Origin of the sequence: Sphingobacterium kitahiroshimense (assembly GCF_025961315.1) — a bacterium.
GTDB lineage: Bacteria > Bacteroidota > Bacteroidia > Sphingobacteriales > Sphingobacteriaceae > Sphingobacterium > Sphingobacterium anhuiense.
The window spans coordinates 2,381,855-2,404,926 of the sequence record NZ_JAOQNK010000001.1 but is presented as its reverse complement, the minus strand read 5'-3'; the positions used below and the strand labels follow the sequence as shown (position 1 = coordinate 2,404,926).

Here is a 23,072-nt window from a genome sequence, read left to right as displayed (position 1 = left end):
ATGCGGAGCAAAATTACTAATGTCGTTATTCGACGACCTCACCAATTTCATTGTCTACAGAAACGATATCTTTAAGTTGTGGTAGGTCTCTTACACCATTAATGCCGAAGTGGTTCATAAATTGAGCACTTGTGCTGTACAGCAGAGGTTTTCCTATTGAATCTGACTTCCCAGCAATCTGAATTAGTTTTTTTTCTAAAAGTCGTTGAACGGAGTAGTCACAGCTCACACCTCTTATCTGTTCGATTTCTAGCTTTGTAATAGGTTGTCTATATGCAATGATTGCTAAAGTTTCCAATGCCGCCTGACTTAACTTTTTCTTGTCCCGATGCAACTGTAATTGATTGATCGTTTCATGGTAAGTTGATTTTGTCAAAAATTGGTAGCTGTTATTAATCACTTTTAATTCCAACACTTCATCTTCGCTTTGATGCTTAATGATGATCTTATCTATTAAATTTTGCAATTCATCTTTTGAAATTTCGATCGCTAAAGCTTCTTGCAATACATGTTTGATATCTTGCGACGTAATGCCGTCTTCCGAAGCATATATAATTGCTTCTATGTTACGAATAATATCCTTCACTGATTTTAGTAATTGATGACTTGTTCTACCATATGTTCAGGAAGCTCGCGGAACTCATAACGCTGCGTTCTCAGTTGGGGTTCAAATCCAGCTTCTTTGATCGCTTGTTGAATAGATTTTGCTGTAAATCTATGCGGAGCTCCAGCAGCAGATACTACATTTTCCTCGATCATGATGGAACCAAAATCATTAGCACCGGCATGTAGGCATAATTGAGCTGTTCGTTTACCTACGGTCAACCAAGAAGCTTGAATGTTTTTAATATTTGGAAGCATGATTCTGCTTAAAGCAATCATACGGATATATTCTTCCCCAGTTACGTCATTTGTAATGCCTCTGAGCCTTTTTAGTAAAGTACCATCATCTTGAAATGGCCAAGGAATAAATGCTACAAAACCGAAGTGGTTTTCAGGCTTTTCAGTTTGCACTTCTCTAATCCAGACCAGATGCTCGAAACGTTCTTCAATTGTTTCGATATGACCAAACATCATTGTTGCTGAGGTTGGGAGATCAATTTGATGTGCTGCACGCATTACATCTAACCATTCTTTTCCGCCACATTTCCCTTTTGATATAAGGCGTCGTACACGATCATTTAAGATTTCTGCACCAGCTCCTGGTAATGAATCTAATCCGGATTCCTTTAGGGCTTTTAATACTTCAATATGAGATAGATTCTCTAGTTTAGCAACATGGGCAATTTCTGGAGGACCTAAAGCATGGAGTTTCAATGTTGGATAGAGCTCCTTTAATTGTTTAAAAATAGTCGCATAAAATTCTAAACCAAGATCCGGGTGATGTCCCCCCTGTAACAATAATTGATCTCCTCCGTACATAAAGGTTTCCTCAATCTTCTGTTTGTATGTTTCAAGATCTGTGATGTAACTATCTTCATGGCCAGGTCTGCGAAAGAAATTACAGAATTTGCAGTTTGCAATACAAACATTTGTGGTATTTACATTACGATCGATTTGCCAAGTTACCTTTCCATGAGGTACTTGTATTTTACGTAATTCATTTGCAACATAGCTTAGATCAGCTGTGGCTGCATTATGATATAAATATATGCCTTCTTCTTTGGTTAAGAACTCAAATTTTAAGGCTTTTTCTAATAAATTGCTTACATTCATTAAGAACAAATATAAGGACCTTTTACTTTATATTTATTGATTGTCTGTAAGTTTTCATTAATACTCATACGAAATGTTTGAAGTAGCTGATCATTAATTAAGCAATGTTTTTTAGTGTAATAGCTTTCTGCTTGTTTTTATATTGAAAGCGAATGTTTACTTAGGTTAAATAATAATTGTTTGGCTGTTTCCCTCATGCTCATTTATGGCCATGAGGGAAACAAGTTAAATCCGTATTATGTCTCAATTTTCGTAGTTTTACAGGGATGGAATTTTTTAAGAGAATATTTATTGTTTTAATTTTAGTTATTAATATTTATAATGTTAATGCCCAGGTGTTTAGTGAAGTTTACGCTAAATTGCAGCAATCTCAAATACTTAATGATCATTTTTTTGGATTTTCCTTATACGATTTAGACAGTAATCGTTATGTAGTTGATATTAATGGTCACAAGCATTTTACACCGGCTTCTAATACTAAGGTTTTTACGCTTTATACAGCTCTAGAAATGCTTGGTGATTCAATTCCTGGGTTACAGTATGTTGAAAAAGGTGATTCGCTCTTATTTTGGGGAACAGGTGATCCGACTTTTTTACACAGTAAAATGGATTCACATGTTGTCTACAACTTTTTAAAGAAGACAGAAAAAAAGCTGTTCTTTATTCCAACTCCTATGCAGAATCGTTTTTTTGCTGCAGGTTGGACAATGGATGATTTTGATTCTTATTATCAACCCGAAATTGCAACATTTCCAATTTATGGAAATGTCGTTACTTTTAGAGAGAATTCGAACAATGGTCTGAAGCTTGTTCCAGACTTCTTCCAAGATAAGTTAACGATTGATCATTCTTTAGATAAAGGTAAGTTTACATTAAGTAGATCATTTATTGGAAATCAATTCTTACAATCTCGGGAAAAGGTACCTTCCAACTATGTTAACGAAATTCCTTTTAAATATTCGGATACTTTAGCCATTAGATTATTATCAGACACTTTAAATAAATCTATTCAGATCATTGAATATAGTAAACCAACTGAGGTAAAAACTCTTTACTCTAATGCTACCCGTTATGTTTTACGTGAAATGATGTTACCTAGTGATAATTACCTCGCTGAGCAAATTCTCATGATGATATCACTACAGAAATTTAAGATGTTTGATACTTATTTAGTCCGCAACTGGATGAAGGAGCATTATTTTAAATATTACTCGGATGAAATTGTATTACATGATGGATCTGGGCTCTCTTCTTATAATAAGATAACGCCACAAAACATGATTGATGTTTTAGTGGCTATAAAAAATAAGCTTCCAGATGAATCTCAACGATTTAAACTTTTTTCTACAGGTGGCGTTGATGGTACATTAAGACGTTCATACAGTACTGACCGTGGTGTTCCATTTGTGTTTGCTAAAACAGGAACCATTACATCAGTTTACTGTCAAAGTGGATACTTAATAACCCGATCTGGAAAAAAACTTGCTTTTTCTTTTTTAAATAATAATTTTATTGATGAAAGAAGCGCGATTATTAGAAAGGAAATGGTTAATATCATGACTTATATCAGGCAGAATTATTAATATTTCAGTTTATACTGCTTAATTATTATTTTTATCGACTAAACCTTCAGTATGTCTGTTATTAAAAAAGATAATAAAAAATTAATTCGTTCTTGGGCCATGTTTGATTGGGCTAATTCGGCCTACAATCTGGTTATTACATCAACGATTTTTCCTGTTTACTATACAACAATCACCAATACAAAAGAACATGGTGATGTGGTTAAGTTCTTTGGGTTTGAATTTGTTAATACGGCATTATCAAATTTTGCTTTAGCATTTGCTTATTTGGTCATGGCATTGACTTTACCTTTTATTTCTTCGTACGCAGATGCAAATGGCAAGAAGAAACAAATTATGAAGTTTTTTACTACTGCTGGAGCAGTCGCATGTATGGGACTCTTTTTCTTTAAGCTGGAAACTTTGGAAGTTGGTATTATCTGTTTTGTGATTGCCGCGATGGGGTATATAGGCGGTGTTCTATTTAACAATTCTTATCTTCCTCTTATCGCTTCTGTGGAACAGCAAGATAAGGTGAGTGCACAAGGTTTTTCCTATGGTTATGTGGGCTGTGTTACCTTACAGATTTTATGTTTTATCATTGTATTGAAACCTGATTGGTTTGGTATTACTGATCCTTCTTTACCGGCAAGGGTTTCCTTTTTAATGGTTGGAATTTGGTGGTTGGGATTTTCTCTTATTCCTTTCAAATATCTTCCTAACATTCCGGCTACCCGAAAAGGTGAGGGTTCGTCATTAATTAACAAGGTAAAAGCAGAAATTTCTTCAGTTTGGGGGCATATTCAGCAGATAGAGGAGATCAAAAAATTTCTTCCCGCATTTTTCTTTTACAGTATAGGGGTACAGACATTAATGATTGTCGCATCGGCATTTGGAGAGAAGGTATTGCATTTGGGCGCGACTAAATTAATTGGTACTATTTTATTGATTCAACTTGTTGCAATTGCAGGTGCATTTATTATGTCGGCTATTTCAGCTCGTATTGGAAATGTTCGAGTGTTGATGTTAGTTGTGGTTATTTGGATCAGTATCTGCATTTCTGCTTATTTTTTAACAACCGAAATTCAATTTTATATATTGGCAGCTTTGGTTGGACTGGTAATGGGAGGAATTCAATCGCTTTCAAGATCGACATTCTCTAAATTAGTTCCTGAAGGTATACAGGATACAACGGCTTTTTTCTCTTTTTATGATGTTACAGAGAAATTAGCAATTGTGGTGGGTTTGTTTTCGTTTGCGCTGATTGAACAAATGACACATAATATTAGATATTCGGCATTATCCTTATCTTTATTTTTTGTAATTGGATTGTTACTGCTCGCTCGTCTGTTGCGGTTCAATAAATCCTAAATTTAAATTTTAGAATATTAACATATGAAAGTTGAACTTTTTGTTCCTTGCTTTATAGATCAGTTGTATCCGGAAACGGCTTTTAATACTATTCGACTGTTAGAGAAAGCAGGATGTGAAGTTACTTATAACGCAGAACAAACATGTTGTGGTCAACCTGCTTATAATGCCGGTTTTTGGGATGAGGCAACAGTTGTTGGGCAAAAATTTTTAAAAGATTTTAGTGCAGATCATTATATAGTTTCGCCATCTGCATCATGTACCGGAATGGTGAAGCATAGTTACAATGATTTATTCACGGGCTCTATTGAGCAGTCACACTGTCGTTCGATACAGAAAAATATATTTGAAATTTCTGATTTTTTAGTAAATGTCGTTAAGAAGGATTATTTTGGTGCTGAGTTAGAGGGGATTGCTGTTTATCATGATGCATGTTCAGCATTACGAGAGTGTAAAATCAAAGATGAACCGCGGCATTTATTAAGTAAAGTCCTTGGTCTAGAAATGGTGGAAGTAAAGGATAGTGAAGTTTGCTGTGGTTTTGGTGGGACATTTTCAGTAAAATTTGAAGGAATCTCTTCTGCTATGGCAGAGCAAAAAGTAAAAAATGCCATGGATATGCATGCTGATTACATTATTTCGACAGATGCCTCATGCTTACTTCAGTTACAAGCATATATCGATCAATATCGATTGCCAATAAAAACTATTCACCTGGTTGATGTTTTAACAGCTGGTTGGGGTAATATTTAAAAATAAAGAACTTAAACTAAATACTATAATTATGAATTCAAGAAGAGATTTTCTCAAAAATTTGGGTTTAACGGCTGCCGGAGTAGCCTTAATGCCGAGCTTAGATTTGCTGGCAGCACCTAAAAACTGGTTCGATATTTCATTAGCTGAGTGGTCATTGCACAAAACATTATTTAAGGGAGATCTTAAAAATATCGATTTTCCTGAATTAGCGGCAAAAAAATTCGGAATTTATGGAGTTGAATACGTGAATGCTTTTTTTAAGGATAAAGCACAAGATATGACGTATTTGAAAGATCTTAATAATCGCGCTAAAGACAATGGTGTTCGTAACGTTTTAATTATGATCGATGGCGAGGGTAATTTAGGTGATGAAGATGCTACTAAACGTAAACAAGCTGTTGAAAATCACTATAAATGGATTGATGCGGCAAACTTTTTGGGATGTCACGCAGTACGAGTAAATGCCGCTGGTAAAGGTACTCCAGAAGAAGTTAAAAAAGCTGTAGTAGAAAGTTTATCTACTTTGGCTGATTATGGTAAAAAATCGAAAATAAGTGTTATCGTTGAAAATCATGGTGGTATTTCATCACATGGCGATTGGTTAGCAGATACTTTAAAAACTGTAGGTAAAAAGAATTGTGGAAGTTTACCTGATTTGGGTAATTTTTATGAGTATGATCGTTATCAAGGTGTTCAGGATCTAATGCCGTATGCCAAAGGAGTGAGTGCTAAAACACATGATTTTGATGCAAATGGTAATGAAACTCAAATTGATTACGCACGCATGCTTAAAATAGTAAAAGATGCTAAATTTAAAGGTTATATCGGTATCGAATACGAAGGAAGCAATATCAGTGAAGAAGCAGGTATTTTTGCTTCAAAAAAATTATTGGAGCGTTTACGTCCAACAATTTAATAGTTAAGTATAATAGCGTACAAAACTTTTAGATAGCTGAAACCCTTTATTTATGCATTTGCATAAATAAAGGGTTTTTTTTGTTGAATTTAAATCTCTATTAGACTTATCTGTGGGATTGATTATTTTTCTAAGCTGTGAAGAAACTGCGTGTCATTGTATTACTTTAAGACCATTTAGTACCTGTCTCATGTCGCTAGCGTGTTGAAGTATGACTTTTAAATGCTTAAGATAAGGCAAAAACAGTTTTATGAAAAATTCGATTGTTCATACGGCAACTGAATTAAATTAGTATTTTGCAACTCCTTATTTAAAGAAAAACAAATATTAAAACAAACCAAAAATATGAATCAGGTAAAAGATGATGCTCTTGCCAAGCATTTGCATCAGCTGCAAGTAGAAAACATTTTAGTAAAAGGTCATCCAGCGGGTTTATTTGTTTTATTTTTTACTGAAATGTGGGAACGTTTCAGTTATTACGGTATGCGCGCTTTGCTGACAATTTTCTTAATTAGTGAAATTTCAAGTGGGGGATGGGGATGGACGAATGCTGAAGCGATGAAGCTGTATGGTCTTTATACTGGTTTTGTGTTTTTAACTCCGCTCATCGGAGGAGTAATTGCTGATCGCCTGCTTGGATATAAAAATGCAATTTTAATTGGTGCCTTAACGATGACCATAGGTCACGCTTCCATGGCGTTGGAAGGAATAAATTCTAATTTTTTCTTTCTAGGATTAGTACTTATGATTTTAGGTAATGGAATGTTTAAACCCAATATTGCTTCGATGGTTGGAAAATTATATCCCGATTCTAGTAGTAAGAAAGATGCCGGTTACACTATTTTTTATATGGGTATCAACGGTGGTGCATTTTTGGGTATGATGTTATGCGGTTATATCGGGGAGAAAGTTGGTTGGCACTTTGGTTTTGGCTTAGCAGGTGTTTTCATGTTCTTGGGTATGTTGCAATTTTATTTTGCTCAAAAGATATTTGGAATTATAGGCGATTCGCCCCAATTGCAACAAGTTGATCAGGTAAAAGAAATAGATGATCCTAATGAGTTAAAAACACCTGCACATGTAACCCGTGACCGATTAATTGTTATCGGTATTTTTATGTTTGCGAGTATTATTTTTCATTTAGCTTTCGAGCAAGCTGGAGGATCAATGACAATTTTTGCAAAGAATTACACTCAACGTGTTCTCGAGGGAAATACTGCGATTATTTTTAAATGGGTCGATGCGGCTTTGACGGTATTTCCAATACTCGTCGTTTCCGCCGTTTTATTTGCTTTAGCAAAAAAGATCTGGTCCAAGTATCCACTTATTGTCATATGTTCGGCACTTTCATTTTTAATTATCTGGATACTTTGCGGTTGGAAATTATTTAGGGAATTCAATTCGTTGAGTTCTGAAGTTACTGTCTCTTGGTTTCCAATGCTAAACTCGTTTTTTATCATTACTTTAGCGACCTCTTTTAGTCGTATCTGGGAAAGAGTTTGGAATCCTTCGGGGCCTATAAAGCTTGCTTTAGGTTTAGCAATTGTTGGTTTAAGTTTTGCAGCGTTGGCCTATGGCAGTTTAGCTATCCCTCAAGGGGCTAAAACAGCTTCAGTGAGTATGATCTGGTTGGTATTGGCTTATTTTCTTCAGACAGTTGGAGAGCTCTGTTTATCACCAGTTGGTCTTTCTTATGTAAGTAAATTATCGCCTCAGAAAGTCATTGGTCTTCTATTTGGTATCTGGTATTGCGGAAATGCGATTGCCAATTTTATAGGAGGTTTTATAGGTTCTTACATAGATGATATTACGGCAACACACTCTATGTCTTATTTCTTTGGTATGTTTACCGTTGTTTCTTTTATATTTGCCTTAATATTGGTTTTGTGTAGTTCGGGGATTAAGAAAATGATGCACGGTATTCATTAATCCATAACTTTTTGTTAATTTGCTAAAATTTTAAACTTAGATAACCCTATTAATATATTATATGTATCAAGAAAGAGATGAAGCTCTTGTTATCCATTTGAAAAAACAAGGTGTGGACGATAAGATGGTAATTGGACATCCTGCGGGATTATTTGTCCTATTTTTTACCGAAATGTGGGAACGTTTTAGTTATTATGGCATGCGTGCTTTACTGACATTATTCTTAATCAGTTCTCTTGCTGATGAAGGATGGGGATGGAGTAATGAGGAAGCCATGAAGCTTTATGGACTTTATACTGGTTTGGTTTATTTGACACCATTAATTGGTGGAATGATAGCTGATAAGTTGACTGGATTTAAAAAAGCAATTTTAATTGGTGCATTGATTATGACCATGGGCCATTTATCTATGGCTTTTGAAGGGATAAACCAAAATTTCTTTTACGTTGGCCTTGGTTTAATGATTCTTGGTAATGGTATGTTCAAACCAAATATTTCCTCCATGGTTGGAAATCTTTATCCAGATGCTAGTGCTAAGAAAGATGCGGGATACACGATATTCTATATGGGTATTAATGCGGGATCTTTTCTTGGTATGTTACTTTGTGGTTATATTGGAGAGAAGGTTGGCTGGCACTACGGATTTGGTTTAGCTGGTGTTTTTATGTTTTTTGGAATGTTGCAATTCTACTTTGCCCAGAAGATTTTTGGTGTCATTGGTGAGTCTCCAAAAGCTACCAAAGCTTTTCATGATGAAAAGATAAAAAATCACGAAGAAGAACCTGAGGAAGTGATTCCTCCAAATGTGGTAAGGGACCGTTTGATTGTGATTGCGGTATTAATGATTGCAAGTATCGTTTTCTTCTTAGCATTTGAGCAGGCAGGAGGATCAATGTCTATTTTTGCTAAAGATTATACACAACGTGTTCTTTCGGGAAACACAGCTACTACTTTTAAATGGATAGATACCATTTTAACCATTGCACCAATGGTTATTGTTAGTGTTGTCTTGTTTGCATTAGCAAAACGTATCTATAAGCAATACCCATTAACTATTATATTTACAGGAATTTCATTTGCAGTTATCTGGTGTTTAGGTTTATGGAAAGTTTTTAGAGAATTTGGCGCTACAGAAACAGAAGTAGCTGCTTCATGGTTCCAAATCTTAAATGCTTTTTTTATCATTTCATTAGCAAATTCATTTAGTAAGTTTTGGGAAAAGGTCTGGAATCCATCAGGTCCAGTGAAATTTGCTTTAGGACTTGCTTTGGTAGGTGTCGGTTTTGCCGCTTTAGCTTACGGCGCAAGTGAAATACCTCAAGGAGCTAAGACTGCAACTGTGAGTATGATCTGGTTGATTATTGCTTATTTCTTTCACTCTACAGGAGAATTATGCTTATCGCCAGTTGGTCTATCTTATGTAAGTAAGTTATCTCCTAAGAAATTATTAGGTCTATTGTTTGGATTTTGGTTCTGTGCATCTGCAATCGCTAATTTTATAGGTGGTTACTTAGGATCATATATTGATAAAATTACTGCTGAACATTCTATGTCATACTTCTTTATGATTTTTGCCATTGTTCCAGCAGCTACAGCTTTAATTTTATTAATTCTAAACCCAGTGTTAAAGAAAATGATGCACGGTATCAATTAATCTGTGCTCATTATATAATATTTAGAAGAGGCGTTTCGGTAGAGACGTCTCTTTTTGTTTTTAAATGATGCCTTATAATAGAGATAATACAATTATTCAGTAAAAAATGCGATTGTTTTTTGTTTCTTTGTAGACTGTTAATACATTTTTTTAATACGCATAAATAGATTTAAATTATTGATATGAGTCAAGCATCTAAGGCTTCATTTTCAGGAGGGACGACTTCTGATTTTTATAAATCAAATGTTTTAGGACAACGATCGGGATTATTTGTCCTATTCTTTACCGAAATGTGGGAACGATTTTCGTTCTACGGTATGCGGGTATTGTTGATCCAGTTTTTGACTGCTGCAGTTCTAAAAGGAGGCTGGGCATGGAGTGCAGAACAAGCCGGAGCATTATACGGTACATATGCGATGATGCTGTATTTAACTCCAATTTTGGGTGGTATTATTGCCGACAAATATATTGGATCACGTAAAGCTGTAATTATTGGATCTATCATCATGACAATCGGTCATGCTTCAATGGCATTTGATACACAGATGATGTTTTTTATTGGTTTAGCATGTTTAGTGATCGGTACAGGTTTCTTTAAGCCTAATATGCCATCTATATTAGGTGAAATGTATAAAGATCTACCTGAAAAGAAAGATGGCGCTTACACGATCTTTTATATGGGGGTCAATGCAGGGGCATTTTTTGGTATGATGCTTTGTGGTTATATTGCTGAAACACAAGGATGGCACTGGGGATTTGGTTTAGCCGGAATTTTTATGCTTTTAGGGACATTACAATTTGTGTTTGCTAAACCTTTAATGGGTAATCTAGGGATATTAGGTAAAGCGAAAGACTTAAGTGCTGAAGATAAATTGTTAGAAGATGCTGACAAAAGAAATCCTTTTACTTCTCTTGATTACATCTTAATAGCTATTATCTCGATCATAGGATTTTTATATGCTTTTAATGATCCATTGTCTAAAAATGGTATTATAGATATGTTTAGTGCATTGGACTTACCATTCCTGAGAGGTCAATACCTGATGATCTTTATTGCTTTAGTTCTTTTCATCTATTTAATTGCATCTCGTATAGGACGATATGATAAAGTTGTAAGGGATAGAATGATAGCTGTGGTATTTCTAGCATTCTTTTTAATATTCTTCTTTATGAGTTTTGAGCAGGGAGCTACTTCATTGGTTATAGTTGCTCGGGATTATATCGATAGAAGTTTAACTGGTGCTGCTTTGACTACTTTTAATATTGTAAATGCGTTATTAACGATTGTTCCTTTGGGACTTATATCTTGGGTATTAATCAAGTTAGCAAAAGCGACATGGAATAAAATTGCTTTATCTAATATCATTTTGATTATTTGTTTTGTACTTATTTGGGGTGCAGCAATCTGGATGTTGAAAAATGAGTTTTCTAAAGAAGCTTCGGAGATTACTGTTTCTTGGTTCTCAACATTAAATTCCTTTTTTATTATTGCTTTAGCTTCAACGGTTTCTAAACTATGGGAGTCTAAGTATAATCCTTCTGCCGCGATGAAATATGGTTACGGTTTAATTTTAGTAGCGATTGGATTTTTGGTCATTGGTTTAGGCTCATGGGGAATTGGTGAGGGTGTTAAAATTTCCATGATTTTTCTAATTCTTACTTATTTATTCCACACTTTGGGTGAGTTATTTATCTCTCCGGTAGGTCTTTCTTATGTTTCGAAACTTGTACCAGGCCGTATGCTGGCTTTTATGTTTGGTATCTGGTATTTAGCTATTGCGATTGCGCAAAAAGTTGCCGCCGTATTAGGTGGACAAGTTGAGACTATTCAGCAGGAATACTCCTTAAGTCACTTCTTCTTTTTGTTTACTGCTATTCCAGCAGCAGCAGGTTTGTTAGTAATGGTATTTAATCCTATTATTAAAAAATTGATGCACGGCGTTAAATAATGAAATCTGATAGAGCTTCCTAAAAAGGAAGCTCTTTTTAATAATAATCGAAATGTCAAAACAAGGACAACAAACATTAGAACAGGTTCAACATTTTGAAGGAAAATATCCAAAGCAGATTTGGAGTTTATTTTTCTCGGAAATGTGGGAACGCTTTTGCTTTTACGGTATGCGGGGTATGCTGGTTTTCTTTATGATCACGCAGCTTAATTTTGCAGAAAAGGAAGCAAATTTGCAATACGGAGCGACTCAGGCTTTTGTATATGCTTTTACTTTTATCGGTGGTTTATTTGCTGATAAAATATTAGGATTTAGAAAATCCCTTTTTTGGGGTGGTACTTTGATGATTGTAGGTAGTGCATTATTAGCAACAGATCCACATCAATTTTTCTTCTTCGGATTAGCATTTATCATTATCGGGACGGGTTTTTTTAAGCCAAATATTTCAACAATGGTGGGTGAATTATATCGCTCGGATGATAATCGAAGAGATGCGGGATTTTCATTATTCTATGCTGGGATTAACTTAGGTGCATTCCTAGGTGGGTACATTTGTGTTGCAATTGGAAAGGGGTATATGCTAGCTTCAGTAATTGATGAAGCACATCGGTGGAATGTTGCTTTTGGTCTAGCTGCTATCGGTATGCTGATCAGTCTCATTAATTTTCATTTTACCAAGTTTCACTTAGGACCTATCGGTTTAAAGCCAGGACATCCAGATGCTATTGTTAAAGTTAAGGCATTACCTAAGTGGGCAGAATATGCTGTTTATCTAGCGACTTTATTATTAATACCGTTAGTGCAGGTGATGGTTTCTAAAACGGAGTATACGGATATTTTTATGTACCTAATCGGTCCATTGACATTGATATACTTGTTCTATGAAATGACAAAACTGAATAAGGTCGAAAGAAATAAATTGATTGCTGCTTTGGTCTTTATTTTATTTTCTATCATTTTTTGGGGAATTTACGAACAGAGTGGTGGTTCATTGAGCATTTTTGCAGCGAAGAATTTGAATGACTCCATGTTAGGTGGATTATTTCATTTAGATCCTAATGGCGTTAATAATTCGGGAGGAGCATTTTTCATTATTATTTTGGCTCCAATTTTTGGACTATTATGGATTTGGCTGTCAAAAAGAAAGATGGAACCGAATACCATTATTAAATTTGGTTTAGGATTTATTTTTCTAGGTTTAGGTTATTACGTATTATTTGGAACTAAATTTTTTGCGCAGGATGGAATCGCATCTTTAGATATCTTTACTTTAGCGCTTTTAGTGATCACTGTTGGTGAATTATGTTTATCGCCTATTGGTTTGTCTATTATGACTAAACTGTCGCCAGGGAAGCTGCAGGGCATTATGATGGGGATGTGGTTTTTAGCAAGTGCTTATGGTCAATATGTAGCGGGTTTAATAGGAGCTAGTATGGCTGAAGCTCGAGAAGGTGATTCTTTGGCGGATAAATTAATCACTTATACGGATAGTTATAAGCAACTGGGTGTTTATTCTTTAATAGCCGGGGTGGTTTTAATTGCTTTATCACCATTGGTGAAGAAATTAATGGGGGGAGTGAAATAATCCACTTCTCCATAATTTTGTGAAATAATAAAAAAGCTCGATAATTAATTATCGAGCTTTTTTATTATTTCTGATCGTAGATCCATTTAAACTTATATTCCGTTTCTGGAACCTTCATTCTGTCTGCTAATCTAAGTAAGCGATCTGGTAGTCTCATTAGATAATCTCTCGCTTTTTCTCCTTTTTCATTTAAACCGGTCACTTGATCGATTTTCCAATCAGCATTTAATTCTTTTAATATATCAACATAATCAATTGCTGTATAGATATTGAGACGTTGTGCTGCATCAGAAAAGTGCGCAAATGCTTCCCCTTGTGGTTCTCCAGACTCTCTTAAGAATTGAGCAGGCATAACAATTTTCTTACGCATCATATCTTCAAAAGCAATCATTACTTCACTAGGGTCAACGACTAATGCATGTGATATAAATGACATATATGCTTTTGCATGACGTGCTTCATCTGAAGCAATAACACCGCACATTTTTGCTAATAATTTATCACCGCTCTTTTTGGAGAGACCTGCGACGCGGCGGTGAGAAACATTGGTTGCTAATTCTTGGAAAGATGTGTAAATAAAGTTACGGTAAGGGTCTGCCCCGGTACCAATATCAAAACCATCTTTTATTAAATATTGTGTTGAGATCTCGAATTGACGCATATCAATTCTTCCTGATAAATATAGATACTTGTTCAGAAGGTCACCATGACGATTTTCTTCAGCAGTCCAAGCACGTACCCATCTCATCCAGCCACCTTGTTCATTTTTCTCTACATCCTCAACCATGGTTAACCACGATTCGTATGTAGGTAACGCTTCTTCTGTAATCGTATCACCAACTAATACAGCAACTAAATCATATGGAAGTTCTCTTGCACTCTCTTGTAAATCTCTAATTTCTTCAAAAAATGTATCTCTAGAAGCATCTGGTAGAAAATCTGCAGGTTGCCACATTTCGTCTACAGGCTTTAAATAATCGCTCATCTCGTTAAGCATGAACGGTTCCAAATAGCTCATAACTTCTTTTCGTGAGCCTTCGGGTAAATTTAGAGGTAATTCTTGCATATCAATACAAAGATAATTAAATAGGTTCAATATTGATTGTATTAGAAAAAAGATTATACGTTTATGTGATAAAAATCAAGTATAGAGGTGGATTAAAAAATTGGGACAAATGTATCGCTATATTTAAAAAGTAGATAGCGAAGACATTTTTTCGCTAAAATACTGTTAACTTTGCTCATATCATGGAGCAAAACAAATTGAAAGATTTCGATGTAAGTAAGATAAGAGCAGACTTTCCAATACTTAAAAGGGAAGTCAATGGAAAGCCTTTAGTTTATTTAGATAATGGAGCGACGACTCAAAAGCCGCAGTCTGTTATTGATGCAATAACTCATTATTATTCAGATATGAATAGTAATGTTCACCGAGGAGTTCATTATTTAAGTCAAATTTCCACGGACGCTTTTGAAGTGACTAGAAGGAATATTCAGTCTTTTATAAATGCTAAGCATGAGCATGAAATCATTATCACTACAGGTACTACCCATAGTATTAATATAATTGCGACTTGTTTTGGTAAAGCGAATATTGGTTCTGGTGATGAGATCATTATTTCTGCAATGGAGCATCATTCGAACATAGTTCCTTGGCAGATGATCTGTGAAGAGAAAGGTGCTATTTTAAAAGTTATTCCTATGAATGAGCAGGGGGAACTGGATATCGAAGCTTATAAAGGGTTGTTCTCTGAAAAAACTAAGATTGCTTCTTTTACTTATGTTTCAAATTCATTAGGTACGATCAATCCTATTAAAGAGATGATTGCTATAGCACATGAACATCATGTTCCTGTTTTATTAGATGCAGCTCAAGCTATTCAACATATAAAAATTGATGTACAAGATCTAGATGTCGATTTTCTTGCTTTTTCTGGACATAAAATGTATGGCCCTACGGGTATTGGAGTTTTATATGGAAAAGAGGATGCTTTGAATGCTATCCCTCCTTACCAGGGTGGGGGAGATATGATTAAAGAAGTGACTTTTGAGAAGACAACGTATAATGAATTACCATTTAAGTTTGAGGCGGGGACACCAAATATTGAAGCAGGTATTTGTTTAAATGCTGCTATCGAGTACATTAATGCTATCGGTATTGATGAGATTGCTTCTTATGAGGAAGAATTATTGACTTACGCACAAGAGCAATTGGAAACTGTACCAGGAATCCGTTTTATTGGTACAGCGGCTCACAAGAGTTCGGTAATCTCTTTTCTGATTGATGGTACTCACCCTTATGATGTTGGGGTTATTTTAGATAAGTTAGGAATTGCAGTTCGTACAGGGCATCATTGTGCACAGCCGGTTATGGACAAATTCGGTATTCCAGGTACAATAAGGGCTTCATTTGCCTTGTACAATACGAAACAAGAGGTGGATACTTTAGTTGCAGGTCTAAAGAGGGCTGCAAATATGTTAGTTTAAAAAAATATAAATAGTAATGACTATTAACGAAATACAAGATGAGTTAATTGAGGATTTTTCTTTTTTTACAGATTGGATGGAAAAATATGAATATATCATTCAATTAGGAAAGGAAGTTCCATTAATAAGTGAAGAACATAAAAAAGATGATTACATCATTAAAGGATGCCAATCGAAAGTTTGGTTATTTCCTGAAGTGAAAGATGGAAAAGTGTATTTCACTGCTGATAGTGATGCAATCATTACAAAAGGCTTGGTGAGTTTGATGGTAAAGGTTTTGTCTGGTCATACAGCAAAAGAAATTGTGGATGCTGATTTATATTTTATTAATCAGATCGGTCTTCATGAACATCTTTCGCCGACTCGTGCCAATGGATTGCTATCCATGGTGAAACAAATGAAATTGTACGCCTTGGCTTTGCGGGCGAGAGCATAAATAAATTAGAACACTATTAAGTTAAGGGTTTAAGTTTTATTAAATAAAAAAATCCCGAGGAGAATAATTCTCATCGGGATTTTCTATTTAATAGCTTTTATTTGTTATTAAACTTCTAATAACAAACGAGCAGGATCTTCTAATAACTGTTTTACACGTACTAAGAAGCTTACAGACTCACGACCATCAATCACGCGGTGATCATATGAAAGTGCGATATACATCATTGGACGGATAACGACTTGACCATTCTCTGCAACTGGACGTTGGATGATGTTGTGCATACCTAGGATAGCAGATTGTGGAGCATTGATAATCGGAGTTGACATCATTGAACCAAATACACCACCGTTCGTAATTGTAAATGTACCACCAGTCATTTCGTCGATCGTTAATTTGTTGTCACGTGCTTTTACAGCTAATGCGCCAATTCCTTTTTCGATTTCATGTAATGACATTGACTCTGCGTTTCTAAGAACAGGAACTACTAATCCTTTCGGAGCAGAAACTGCGATTGAAATATCTGCAAAATCGGAATATACTAATTCATTTTCTTCAATTCTAGCGTTTACTGCAGGCCATTCTTTTAATGCTGTTGTAACAGCCTTAGTGAAGAATGACATGAAGCCTAGACCTACACCATGCTTTTCTTTGAAGGTATCTTTGTATTTAGCACGTAGATCCATGATCGGTTGCATGTTAACTTCATTGAAAGTTGTTAACATTGCTGTTTCATTTTTAACAGAAACTAAGCGTTTCGCAATTGTTTTACGCAATGAAGTCATTTTCTCACGACGTTCGTTACGTGAACCAGCTACAGCAACTGGAGCAGTAGCCTTTGGTGCTTCTTTAGCAGGAGCAGCTGCTTTAGGAGCTACTTGTGCTTTTTCAGCATCTTCTTTTGTAATACGGCCTTCTTTACCTGTACCCTTAATAGTAGCAGGATCAATTCCTTTTTCTCTTAAAATTTTAGCGGCAGCAGGAGAAGCAGTTCCAGCAGCATAAGAATCAGGATTCTCATCAGCAACATTAGCTGTTGCAGCAGGAGTGCTAGCTTTTTCTTCAGAAACAGCAGCTGCAGGTTTTGCATCACCAGCAGGAGAACCACCTTCTTCGATAGTACATACTACAGCACCAATTTCTAAAGTATCACCTTCTTGAGCAATGATTCTTAAAATACCTGCTTTTTCTGCTGGTAATTCAAAAGTTGCTTTATCAGATTCCAATTCAGCGATGTTTTCGTCCATTTCGACGTAATCGCCATCTTGTTTCAACCATTGTGACAAGGTTACCTCAGTAATGGATTCACCTACGGTTGGTACTTTAATTTCTAAGCTCATATATAATGTTCTTTACAGACAATTGCGTCTTTTTGATAAAAGACGCAATTGGATAAAAATTGTTTTTATTCGAATGATTTATTTAAAATGCTAGCTTGTTGTGCTACGTGCTGTTTCATATAACCAGTAGCAGTACTACCGCTTTCCTTACGTGCTACAAATCCAGTGAATGCAATTTCAGTATTCATTAGTTTACGACAGTAGTAAGACCAAGCTCCCATGTTTTCGTTTTCTTCTTGAACCCAAATAAATTCTTTTGCTTTGTTGTATTTTTTACGGATAGCTTTCAATTGTTCCTCAGGAATAGGGAATAATTGTTCTAACCTCACAATTGCAATATCTTTACGTTTATCAGCTTCTTGTTTTTCTAATAAATCGAAGTATACTTTACCAGAGCAGAACAACACACGTTTTACATCTTTTGCATTTACATTTGCATCGTCAATTACCTCTTGGAAAGTGCTGGTCGTGAAATCTTTCAATGAAGAAACAACTTTGGGATGGCGCAACAACGATTTTGGAGTAAACGCTACTAATGGTTTGCGGAATTCACGAACTTGTTGACGGCGTAATAAATGGAAGTAGTTTGCAGGTGTTGTACAGTTTGCTAAGATCAAGTTTTCGTCCGCACAAAGCTCTAAGAATCTTTCGATACGAGCCGAAGAGTGCTCAGGACCTTGCCCTTCCATACCGTGAGGTAATAACATTACTAAACCATTAGAACGTTTCCATTTCGTTTCTGCAGATGATAAATACTGATCCACAATAATCTGTGCACCATTGTAGAAATCTCCAAATTGTGCTTCCCAAATTGTTAATGCATGTGGGTTTGCTGAAGCATAACCATATTCGAAACCTAATACTGCATACTCAGAAAGTAGGGAGTTGTAAATTGAGAATTTATCTCCACCATTGATATTTGCTAATGGTGTGTAAGTTTCTTCTGAATTTTCTAATGTTAATACAGCATGTCTGTGAGAGAATGTACCACGCTGTACATCTTGACCAGAAATACGTACGCGGCTTCCTTCATTTAATAATGTAGCATAAGCCATTAATTCGCCCATTGCCCAATCGTAAGAATCTTTTTCAATCATCTTTGCACGATCTTCGAATAAGCGAGAGATTTTACGGAAGAAGCTTTTATCTTTAGGAAGTGTTGTAATTTCTTTTGCTAACTGTAAGAATGTTTTATCCGATACATTGGTTTTTACAGGTTTGAAAGATTCACCTTTTTTAGCAGGACGAAGACCTTTCCAAGCGCCTGAGAACATTGGAGTTTCTTCTGTTAAGTTAACAACTTCTTTTGATTCTTCTAATTTCTCTTGTAGAATTGCTTTGAAGTCTTTTTCTATTTTTTTAGAATAAGCTTCATCTATACTACCTTCTTCGATTAATTTTTTAGCATAAACTTCCTTTGGATTCGGATGTTTTTCGATCAATTTGTACAGTAATGGTTGCGTAAACTTAGGTTCATCAGCCTCATTATGACCAAATCTTCTGTAACATAATAAATCAATGAAAACGTCAGTTTTATATTTTTGACGGTATTCCACTGCCAATTTAATGGCATATACTAAAGCTTCAGCATCATCACCATTCACGTGGAACACAGGTGAAGAAGTAATTTTTGCAACATCTGTACAGTATGTACCAGAACGGGCGTCTTTATAATTTGTTGTGAAACCAATTTGGTTGTTAATGACAATGTGGATTGTACCACCTGTTTTATAACCATCCAATTTGGACATCTGTGTTACTTCATATACAACACCTTGACCAGCGATAGCAGCATCCCCATGAATAGCAATAGGAGCGATTTTAGATGAATCGCCTTCATATTTCATGTCAATTTTTGAACGAACTAAACCTTCAACAATTGGATCTACGGTTTCTAAGTGAGAAGGGTTTGGAGCTAAACTCAAATGGATTGTTTTACCATCATCTGTTTTAACATCTGTTGAATAGCCTAAGTGATATTTTACGTCACCACCAAAGTTAATTTCAGGGTCTTCGGCATAAGTTTTACCTTCAAATTCTGAAAAAACAGTTTTGTAAGGTTTACCCATGATATTTGTTAATACATTTAAACGGCCACGGTGAGCCATTCCGATTACAAATTCTTGGATACCTAATTCAGATCCTTTTTCGATAACAGCATCTAAAGCTGGAATTAAGCTTTCTGCACCTTCTAAAGAGAAACGTTTTTGACCTAAGAATTTTGTTCCTAAGAAACTTTCAAAAGCAACTGCATGGTTTAATTTGTCTAAGATTCTTTTTTTGATGTCTAAAGAATAGGTAGGCTTGTTACGATCAGCCTCCATACGATCTTGTAACCATTTAATTTTTTCCGGGTTACGGATGTATTTGAATTCTGCACCAATTGAGCGACAATAAGTATCTTCAATTAATTGTCTAATATCTTTTAATTTGGCAGGACCTAAGCCAACTTCTACACCAGCATTAAAGATTGTGCTCATGTCAGCTTCAGAAAGACCAAATGTCTCTAATTCTTTTCCAGGATAATATTTGCGACGTTCACGTACCGGATTTGTTTGCGTAAATAAATGACCACGGTCTCTGTAGCCATTAATCATGTTCAAGACATTAATCTCTTTTAAAACATGATCTGGTGTTGCATCTCCAGAAACACCAACACTTTCGCCAGCATTTTGACCAAAGTCAAAACCTTCAAAAAATTTTTGCCATCCAAAATCTACGGATTCTGGATCTTGTTTGTACGCTTGATATAAGCCGTCGATATAGCTCGAATCAGCGTTACTCAAATATGTAAGTTTGTCCATCTATTTGAAAAAATATGAATGTGTCAAAGTTAGGAATAAAAATAGAGTTTTAGGTACTGTGATTGATTATTTTAGTAACGAATTTCATTTTTAATCTTGTTTTTATCGTGAATAAAAATTTGACTCTATATGATGATTTGCGATTTAATTATTCAAATAAGCCATTTTGTTATTAACCCCAATAATCCTCTGGTTCTTGAATTCCTTTTGGATAATGTGTATTAATTAACTTTTGCCAATCTATTGGTGTATTATCTTTTTCACTTGTGCCGACCCCTGCTATATGCGACCAATTGCCATAGTTGGTTGCGGGACTGTAGTCGAATATATTTTGTTCAAACCAATATGCGCCTTTTAGCCAATTGATATTATATTCTTGCACAAGAAAGCTCGATACAATAATTCTCGCAAAGTAAGGGAGGTATCCTGTTTTTTGGAGTAAGATCATGCTTTGATTAACAAAATCATTTTCTGTTTCTCCAAATCTCCATTTATCAAAGAGTAATTGATCATTTTTACTCATTATTTGCTCTTTTTTAAATCCTTTCTCCTTAAAGAAAACATTTGGATATTTTTTTAACATGAATCTGAAATAGTCTCTCCAGAGTAACATATCTATAATTTTGTCAAAACGTTTATTTTTCTTACCGTTTTCCCTTTTCTTAATTTCATGATACAGGTTTATCGGCGATAATGAGCCCAGTGCTATAAAAGGAGATAGTAATGTATAGTCATGTTCTGACCCTCTAGGATCATCCAGTACAGCCTGCATCATTTCAAGTGCTAGATCTTCTCCACCTTCAATGAATTTGTTTTTAACAAGTCGTATTTCTTCTTTGCTATAACCTAACTCTTCCAAAGTAGGTAGAGCTGTTTTCTCGAGATGAGGGGCTGTTACAAAATTAGTAGGGTAATCTGCTGATCTTCTTACAAAACTTTCCCGCTCTATTTTCTTTTTGAATGTTGCAAATGAATTTGGAATATCACGGATTGGAAAAGGTAAATCTTCTTTATGGTAGAGGGTGTGACCGATGATATGCTTTAAATTAATTTTACTTTTCCAGAGTTCTTCTTCTACTTTTTCGGATATTGTAGTTTCTCTGTTAGCAACTTCACGATGATGATATACTTCATCGACCTCATATTTTTGTGCAATGCGAGGAATAATATCTTCAGGATAGCCGACAAAAGTAATCAGATCACTTCCTAAGGATTGTAATTTTTCTTTCAGGGCTTTAACTGTTTCTAGTTGGAAAGCAGCTCTTATAACATTTGTATTTAAGAAGTCGTATTGGTTTTTAGCATAATATCTGGGATCAAAACAAAAGATAGGGATGATAAAGGAACTTTTTGAGGATGCTTCTAAAAACACTTCATTGTCATGAAGCCTCAAATCATTTCTAAACCAGATCAACGCGGCCCTTTTTTCCATACAGATATAATTTTTTTGTATTATTTTCCTCGAAAAAGCTTATAGGAAGTACAAATATATAAGGTTATTGTTTGTTTTATGGACATTATTTACATATTGACAATAAAAGGACAATAATTGTAAGTGTAAAAAAATGGTGGTGATTAAACCTTAGTGTTTTTTATTTGTTTAATCTCTAATTAAAGAAATTTGAATGGTTCATTCATGGAAGTATTAATTACAGGTTTAAACACGTATTTGGGTAGAAGGGCTGTCAGTCATCTAAATTCTGAGGAATTTAAAGTCACTGGATTGGTTCGTAATTTGGAACTTTTTAATAAACGATTAAATGAACCTGTAACAGCAGATTTAATTGAAATTGATTTATTTAAAACAAATACTTTGAGTAAAAATTTCTCTTTAGGAAATTTGCAGTTAGGGATTTATTTTACTCAGGTTCCGGGTTTGAATGACCAATTAAATATGCAAATGGAGCTTATTTCACTTCGAAATTTTATTCAAGTTTGCAAGGAAAACATGTGCAATAGAATTGTGTATGTTGCACAGTTGATGGATTCGTTCTATATTGATGCCATTCAGAGTTTATTTGAGGAACATCGAGTTAAGTATACGGTTGTCCTTAAATGTAGTGCAGTAGGGAAGGGCACTATTATTAGTGATATTTTCGGTCGCTTGGCCAAGAGTAAATTTATTCCTTACTGGAAACTTATCGGCGATTTAAAATTTAAGCCTATCCCACTATTGGATGTTTATCGTTGGATTAGGACAATTCCCTGGGAAGATAATTTTATTGGTGAGGTAATTTATTTGGGCGGGGAGGAGTCTTTAAACTATAAACAGCTTTTTAATCAATACATGGAAGTTTACCATCCTGATCGTGAGTATAAAACATTTTCCATCAAGAAATGGTTGGTAAAATTGGTTTACACTCGTTTTTATCGAATTCATGAAGAGAATTTTGATGAATTTAGGAGAGTGATGAAATATGAAGCTGAAGTTGATAATACCAGCTGGTCTAGAAAAGTGCACTTCACTTTTACCACAATTAATCGTTGCTTTTTGCTTGATCAATAAATCAAGGTAAGTATTTTTAAAACTTTTTCCTCCCAATTATTCTGTTAATTTTGTAATAGAA

At 35.0% G+C, this 23,072-nt stretch carries 17 protein-coding genes; 11 read left to right on the top strand and 6 right to left on the bottom strand.

Annotated features, from left to right (window positions below; translation table 11 throughout):
• Positions 1–25: 25 nt before the first annotated feature.
• Positions 26–586, bottom strand: coding sequence for an SMC-Scp complex subunit ScpB (gene scpB / locus M2265_RS10850; RefSeq protein ID WP_132772008.1), 561 nt, complete (start codon positions 584–586; stop codon positions 26–28).
• A 5-nt stretch (positions 587–591) separates the two neighbouring features.
• The gene (locus tag M2265_RS10845) at positions 592–1,716 is read right to left on the bottom strand and encodes a CofH family radical SAM protein (protein WP_132772007.1); all 1,125 of its coding nucleotides are present in this window, start codon (positions 1,714–1,716) and stop codon (positions 592–594) included.
• Between the two features lie 266 nt (positions 1,717–1,982).
• Here M2265_RS10845 and M2265_RS10840 point away from each other — a divergent pair, with 266 nt between their 5' ends.
• The 8 genes from M2265_RS10840 (at position 1,983) to M2265_RS10805 (ending at position 13,438) form a co-directional block, all read left to right on the top strand.
• Entirely contained in the window at positions 1,983–3,299 is a 1,317-nt protein-coding gene (locus M2265_RS10840) for a D-alanyl-D-alanine carboxypeptidase (RefSeq protein WP_132772006.1), read from the top strand.
• A gap of 51 nt (positions 3,300–3,350) precedes the next feature.
• On the top strand, positions 3,351–4,649 hold the full coding sequence (locus tag M2265_RS10835; protein ID WP_132772005.1) for an MFS transporter: 1,299 nt from the start codon (positions 3,351–3,353) through the stop codon (positions 4,647–4,649).
• 24 nt (positions 4,650–4,673) lie between these two features.
• Entirely contained in the window at positions 4,674–5,402 is a 729-nt protein-coding gene (locus M2265_RS10830; RefSeq protein ID WP_132772004.1) for a (Fe-S)-binding protein, read from the top strand.
• Positions 5,403–5,433: 31 nt separating this feature from the next.
• Positions 5,434–6,321, top strand: coding sequence for a sugar phosphate isomerase/epimerase family protein (locus tag M2265_RS10825; protein ID WP_132772003.1), 888 nt, complete (start codon positions 5,434–5,436; stop codon positions 6,319–6,321).
• A gap of 345 nt (positions 6,322–6,666) precedes the next feature.
• Positions 6,667–8,250, top strand: coding sequence for a peptide MFS transporter (locus M2265_RS10820; RefSeq protein WP_132772002.1), 1,584 nt, complete (start codon positions 6,667–6,669; stop codon positions 8,248–8,250).
• 61 nt (positions 8,251–8,311) lie between these two features.
• Positions 8,312–9,904, top strand: coding sequence for a peptide MFS transporter (locus M2265_RS10815; RefSeq protein ID WP_132772001.1), 1,593 nt, complete (start codon positions 8,312–8,314; stop codon positions 9,902–9,904).
• A 182-nt stretch (positions 9,905–10,086) separates the two neighbouring features.
• Entirely contained in the window at positions 10,087–11,853 is a 1,767-nt protein-coding gene (locus M2265_RS10810; protein ID WP_021189744.1) for a peptide MFS transporter, read from the top strand.
• A 52-nt stretch (positions 11,854–11,905) separates the two neighbouring features.
• Positions 11,906–13,438, top strand: coding sequence for a peptide MFS transporter (locus M2265_RS10805; protein WP_132772000.1), 1,533 nt, complete (start codon positions 11,906–11,908; stop codon positions 13,436–13,438).
• Positions 13,439–13,502: 64 nt separating this feature from the next.
• Here M2265_RS10805 and M2265_RS10800 read toward each other — a convergent pair whose 3' ends face one another.
• Positions 13,503–14,504, bottom strand: coding sequence for an acyl-ACP desaturase (locus M2265_RS10800; RefSeq protein ID WP_132771999.1), 1,002 nt, complete (start codon positions 14,502–14,504; stop codon positions 13,503–13,505).
• A gap of 182 nt (positions 14,505–14,686) precedes the next feature.
• Here M2265_RS10800 and M2265_RS10795 point away from each other — a divergent pair, with 182 nt between their 5' ends.
• Positions 14,687–15,925: a cysteine desulfurase gene (locus M2265_RS10795; RefSeq protein WP_206368643.1), complete on the top strand. Its 1,239-nt coding sequence runs from the start codon at positions 14,687–14,689 to the stop codon at positions 15,923–15,925.
• A 16-nt stretch (positions 15,926–15,941) separates the two neighbouring features.
• A complete protein-coding gene (locus tag M2265_RS10790) occupies positions 15,942–16,361 on the top strand; it encodes a SufE family protein (protein WP_132771998.1) in 420 nt (139 codons plus the stop codon).
• A 107-nt stretch (positions 16,362–16,468) separates the two neighbouring features.
• On the opposite strand, the gene odhB is transcribed toward M2265_RS10790, so the two are convergent.
• From odhB to M2265_RS10775, 3 genes are all read right to left on the bottom strand, one after another.
• Entirely contained in the window at positions 16,469–17,701 is a 1,233-nt protein-coding gene (gene odhB / locus M2265_RS10785; protein WP_132771997.1) for a 2-oxoglutarate dehydrogenase complex dihydrolipoyllysine-residue succinyltransferase, read from the bottom strand.
• Between the two features lie 65 nt (positions 17,702–17,766).
• On the bottom strand, positions 17,767–20,505 hold the full coding sequence (locus tag M2265_RS10780) for a 2-oxoglutarate dehydrogenase E1 component (RefSeq protein ID WP_132771996.1): 2,739 nt from the start codon (positions 20,503–20,505) through the stop codon (positions 17,767–17,769).
• A gap of 172 nt (positions 20,506–20,677) precedes the next feature.
• Positions 20,678–21,937: a deoxyribodipyrimidine photo-lyase gene (locus M2265_RS10775; protein ID WP_132771995.1), complete on the bottom strand. Its 1,260-nt coding sequence runs from the start codon at positions 21,935–21,937 to the stop codon at positions 20,678–20,680.
• A gap of 204 nt (positions 21,938–22,141) precedes the next feature.
• Between M2265_RS10775 and M2265_RS10770 the strand changes: the two genes are divergently transcribed.
• Positions 22,142–23,011, top strand: coding sequence for a hypothetical protein (locus M2265_RS10770; RefSeq protein WP_132771994.1), 870 nt, complete (start codon positions 22,142–22,144; stop codon positions 23,009–23,011).
• Positions 23,012–23,072 lie beyond the last annotated feature (61 nt).